Source organism: Mycobacterium sp. TH-M25 (assembly GCF_057473665.1).
In genome coordinates, this window is record NZ_JBYCLA010000349.1 from 1 (window position 1) to 4,865 (window position 4,865).

4 protein-coding genes are annotated in these 4,865 nt (G+C 67.8%); all 4 read right to left on the reverse strand.

All coding sequences use genetic code 11. The features are described from left to right. The coding region (locus AC2VOU_RS11765) for an alpha/beta fold hydrolase (protein ID WP_486957540.1) at window positions 1-565 on the reverse strand (565 nt) is incomplete at its 3' end. Further along, window positions 562-1,722 (reverse strand): alanine racemase, encoded by a 1,161-nt coding sequence (gene alr, locus AC2VOU_RS11770; RefSeq protein ID WP_486957541.1) that lies wholly within the window; start codon window positions 1,720-1,722, stop codon window positions 562-564. The genes alr and AC2VOU_RS11765, both read right to left, overlap by 4 nt. A 104-nt stretch (window positions 1,723-1,826) precedes the next feature. After that, window positions 1,827-3,209, reverse strand: a complete 1,383-nt coding sequence (gene gad, locus AC2VOU_RS11775) for a glutamate decarboxylase (RefSeq protein ID WP_486957542.1) — start codon at window positions 3,207-3,209, stop codon at window positions 1,827-1,829. A gap of 16 nt (window positions 3,210-3,225) precedes the next feature. After that, window positions 3,226-4,647 carry an NAD(P)H-hydrate dehydratase gene (locus AC2VOU_RS11780; RefSeq protein ID WP_486957543.1) on the reverse strand — a complete coding sequence of 474 codons (1,422 nt, stop codon included), beginning with the start codon at window positions 4,645-4,647 and terminating at the stop codon, window positions 3,226-3,228. Window positions 4,648-4,865: the final 218 nt, after the last annotated feature.

The window sequence follows — 4,865 nt, forward strand, 5'->3', positions numbered from 1 at the left end:
TGATCCGGCTTCCGTACCGCTCCGGGAATTGGCGTGCGTGCGCCAGCACCGTCATTCCGCCCATGGAATGCCCGACCAGCACGATCGCCCCGCGTGGCGCGATCACCTGAAGCACGGTTTCCAGATCCTTACCCAACTGCGTGATCGTATAGGTCTCCGGTGCCGCTTCCCCGGAGCGACCATGGCCGCGCTGGTCGTAGAAAATCATCCGAACCTGCGGACCCCACTCCTCGGACAGCCGGATCCGCTGAAAGTGAAAGGCCCCCATACGAAGACAGAAACCATGGGCGAACACGACGGTCATCGGCGCGTCGGTGGGCCCGACCTCGCGAACCGAAAGGTGTACGCCGTCAGGGGTGGTCACCAGAAAACTGCGGTCGTAGTCCAGCAACTCGAAATCCTCGTGGGCGAACGGATCGTCGACCACCGCACGCCGATTGAGCATCGTGCGGGCTACCGTCGCTCCCGCGATGGTGCCGACGGCGCCGATTCCGGCAGCACCGGCAAGCCAGCGCCCCCGCCCGGGATTGCCGATACGGAATACGTCAAAAATGTCGTCGCTCAATGCTTTTCAGCCTCGCGATAGGTTCTGACGATGCGTCCACGCGGGCTGGTGACCACCTCGTAGTGGATGGTGTCGAGCAGGTCTGCCCACTCCTGAGCGGTCGACTCACCGCCGGTGCCGGGGCCGAACTGGATCGCCTCGTCGCCTTCGGCGCCGTCGACGTGGCCGGGCCCGAGATCCACCAGGAACTGGTCCATGCAGATGCGCCCGACACCGGGGCGGCGGCGGCCGTTGATCAGCACCTCCAACCGTCCGCCCAGCGATCGGAACACACCGTCGGCATAGCCGATCGGCATCAGCGCCACCGTGGTGTCCTGCTGCGCGATCCAGGTGTGTCCGTATGACACACCTTCGCCGGCGCGAATGGATTTAACCAGCGCGACAGAGCATTTCACCGTCATTGCCGGCATAAGACCCATCGCGCCCAAGGTCGGCACCGGGCTCAGTCCGTACAGCGCGATTCCTGGACGGACCAGGTCGAAGGCGAGGTCGGGCCGCGACATGGTGGCCGAGGAATTCGACAGATGGGCGACGTCGAACCGCACGTTCTTCTCGCGCGTCAGGGCCACGACATCGGTAAAGCGTTGCGCTTGAAGGTTATTGATCGGGTTGTTGGGCTGGTCGGCATACACCATGTGCGACATCAGGCCGCGTAGGCGGATGGTGCCCGCGGCGACGGCGGGCGCCAACGCCTCGAGCATCGAGGGGTACTGCGACAGCGGGATTCCGTTTCGATTCAGCCCGGTGTCGACCTTGAGCGTCACCGCTGCGGTGCGGCCGGTGCGAAGGGCCGCACCGACGACCTCGTCGAATTGGCGCGACGAGGACACCGCGATCTGCACGTCGGCCCGCAGCGCCGGACCGAAGTCGATGCGGGGCGGATGCAGCCAAGCCAGCACGGGCGCGGTGAGACCTGCGGCACGCAGTGCGAGCGCTTCGGCGACGGTGGCGACACCGAGTTCGGCAGCACCGGCGGCCAAGGCGGTCCGGGCCACTTCGACGGCGCCGTGGCCGTAGCCGTCGGCCTTGACCACGGCCATCACCTGCGCGTTACCGGCGCGCTCGCGCAGCACCCGCACGTTGTGGGCGACGGCGCCCAGATCCACGACGGACTCGGCGAGCACACCGGGCGTCAGGGAGATCGGCGTTGCAGACACGGCCGCCATTGTCCCAGACAGTCGCGGCCCGCCGCGAAAGTGCAACCACCGACACCGTTACTCGCACGATGTGTCGCCAGTCGCACTCTCGCCGAACGTCGCGGTCAGTGCGCGAAGTGCTCCGCGCGGTAGTGCCCACCGGGCTTGAGCTTGTCGAGGCTGGCCAGGGCGCTGCGAGCGTCGTCGTAAAACGCCCGGGCCAGGTCGGCCGAGAAGCCTTCCCGCACGACGATGCGCAGCACCGATACGTCGGTGGCGTTGTCCGGCATGGTGTACGCCGGAACCTGCCAGCCGTATCCGCGCAGCTCGTGCGAGACGTCGAACTCGGTGTATCCGCGGTCCGCGGCCAGCCGGAAGCTGACCACCGGAATCGCCGAGCCGTCGGAGATGATCTCGCAGTGCTCGCCGGTCCGCAGTTGCTCGCCGAGCCAGCGCGCCGTCTGCGACAGGGTCTGCATCACCTGCGTGTAGCCCTCGCGGCCGAGCCGCAGGAAGTTGTAGTACTGGCCCACCACCTGATTACCGGCGCGCGAGAAGTTCAGCGTGAAAGTCGGCATGTCGCCGCCGAGGTAGTTCACGTGAAAGACCAGGTCTTCGGGTAGGTACTCCTTGCTGCGCCACACGACGAAACCCACGCCGGGGTAGGTCAGCCCGTACTTGTGCCCGCTGACGTTGATCGAGACGACCCGGGGCAGCCGGAAGTCCCACTTCAGCTCGGGTTGCAGGAAGGGCACCACGAAGCCCCCACTGGCGGCGTCGACGTGCACCGGAACGTCCGCCCCTCCGCCGGCCGCCAGTTTGTCCAGCGCCGCGCAGATCTCGGCGATCGGTTCGAGTTCGCCGGTGTAGGTGGTACCGAGAATCCCCACCACGCCGATGGTGTCGTCGTCGACGGCGTCGACCACCTGCTCGGGGGTGATGACGTAGCGTCCCTCCTCCATCGGCAGGTAGCGCGGTTCGACGTCGAAGTAGCGACAGAACTTCTCCCAGACGACCTGGACGTTGGAGCCCATCACCAGGTTCGGGGTGCGCTTCTTCCATCCTTTGCCGACCTTCTCCCGCCACCGCCACTTCATGGCCAGCCCACCCAGCATCACCGCCTCGCTGGACCCGATGGTCGACACCCCGGTGGCGCTGGACGGGTCGTCGTCGCGCAGGCCGTCCGCGTGGAACAGGTCGGCAATCATGCAGACACAACGTTGTTCGATGGCCGCGGTCGCCGGGTATTCGTCCTTGTCGATCATGTTCTTGTCGAACGTCTCCGACATCAACCGGCCCGCCTGGGGATCCATCCAGGTGGTGACGAAGGTGGCCAGATTCAGCCGCGAACTGCCGTCGAGCATCAGCTCGTCGTGAATGAAGCGGTAGGCGGCGTCGGGGTCCATCGACTCCTCGGGGAGCCGCAGTGCGGCCACCGGCGTGGTGAACAACCGACCGGTGTAGGCGGGGGCGATGGCGTGCGCGGGCATGGACGGGTGTTGCGGCATAGATGATTCCTTTCGGTTAGAGCGCTGCTAATGCAGCGCGAATGTGGTCGAGAATTCGTGAAGCCGAAGTCGGTGCGTGCCCGGGCCCCGGGTCGGCCGCCGACAGCGCCGCGGCCCGGGCATGAACGAACGCTGCTGCTGCTGCCGCCTCGGCGCAGGGTAAGCCGGCGGCCAGCAGGGCGCCGATCATCCCGGACAGCACGTCGCCGGAGCCCGCGGTGGCGGCCCACGACTGCCCGGCCGGATTGAGGTAGACCGGGCCACCAGGATCGGCGACGATGGTGACGTTGCCCTTGAGCAGCACGGTCGCCCCGAGTGCGTCGGCCAGCCTGCGGGTGTCCCCGACACGGTCGTCACCGGGCGGCCCACCGGCCAGTCGGGCGAACTCACCGGCGTGCGGGGTCAGCACCGTCGGGGCGTGACGGGAGGCAAGCATGTCCGGGTGCGCGGCCAGGATGGTCAACGCGTCGGCGTCGACGAGCACGGGCAAGTCGGACTGCACTGCGAACCACAGCGCGGCAGCCCCGGTTTCGTTGGTGCCCAACCCGGGCCCGACGACCCACGCCTGGACCCGACCGGCCGCGGCCGGCGTGGGCGCGGCGATCACCTCCGGCCAGTGCGCCAGGACCACACTGCGCGCGCTGCCGGCATAGCGGACCATTCCCGACGTCGCTGCGACGGCGGCGCCGGTGCACAGCACCGCGGCGCCGGGGTAGGTCGACGAGCCGGCTATGACGCCCGTGACACCCTGGGAGTACTTGTCGTCGTGCGGCCCCGGCACCGGCCAGCGTGCCGCAACGTCGCCCGCTTCGAAGCCGATGATGTCGGTATCGGGCAGGTCAAGGCCGATGTCGATGAGCTGCACGGTCCCGCAGTCGGCCAGCGCATGGACCGGTTTGAGGCCGCCGAACGTGACGGTCAGCGCGGCGAGCACGGCCGGCCCGTTGATCGCACCGGTCGCGACGTCGATGCCACTAGGGATGTCGACGGCCACCACCGGGATCCCGTGCGCCCTGACGGCTTCGAAGACCTCGGCTGCGTCCGGTCGCAGCGGACCGGAGCCGGAAATGCCGACGACCCCGTCGATCACCAGGTCGGTCCACACGTTGACGCGTTCGACGATCCGCCCGCCGGCTGCGCGGAAAGCGGCCAGTCCCTTGGAATGGGTGTGCTCCGGCTTCAGCAGGATGGCGTCGGCGGCCACTCCGCGACGCCGCAAATAGGTCGCTGCCCACAGCGCGTCACCGCCGTTGTCTCCGGAACCGACGACCGCGCACACCCGCCGCCCCGCCACTGCCCCGGTGCGGGCGGTCAACTCGCTGATGATCGCGGTCGCCAATCCGTAGGCAGCACGCGCCATCAGCGCGCCGTCGGGCAACCCGGCCAACAGCGGCGCTTCAGCCGCGCGAATCGCATCCGCCGAGTAGTAATGCCGCATCATGTTCAGACTACGGGCAGACGAAAGCGCGTCCAGTCGATGTGTCGTGGGGTTTATTCTGGTTGCATGGCTGATGGCCATCCCCGGCTTATCGGGGTTGCACACCGCCGACGAGGGGCTGCACGCGTGAAACCCTTGCATGCTCGCCGGTTTCGCGGCAGCCAGCTGCTTGAGCCACTCGACACTCTGCGCGTCGGTCGGCGGCGGGGGCGTGCGGG

What these genes read in the sequence shown, in the direction of transcription:
- gad (WP_486957542.1), bottom strand. Translation starts at nt 3,209, where the DNA reads ATGCCGCAACACCCGTCCATGCCCGCGCACGCCATCGCCCCCGCCTAC.
- AC2VOU_RS11780 (WP_486957543.1), bottom strand. Translation starts at nt 4,647, where the DNA reads ATGCGGCATTACTACTCGGCGGATGCGATTCGCGCGGCTGAAGCGCCG.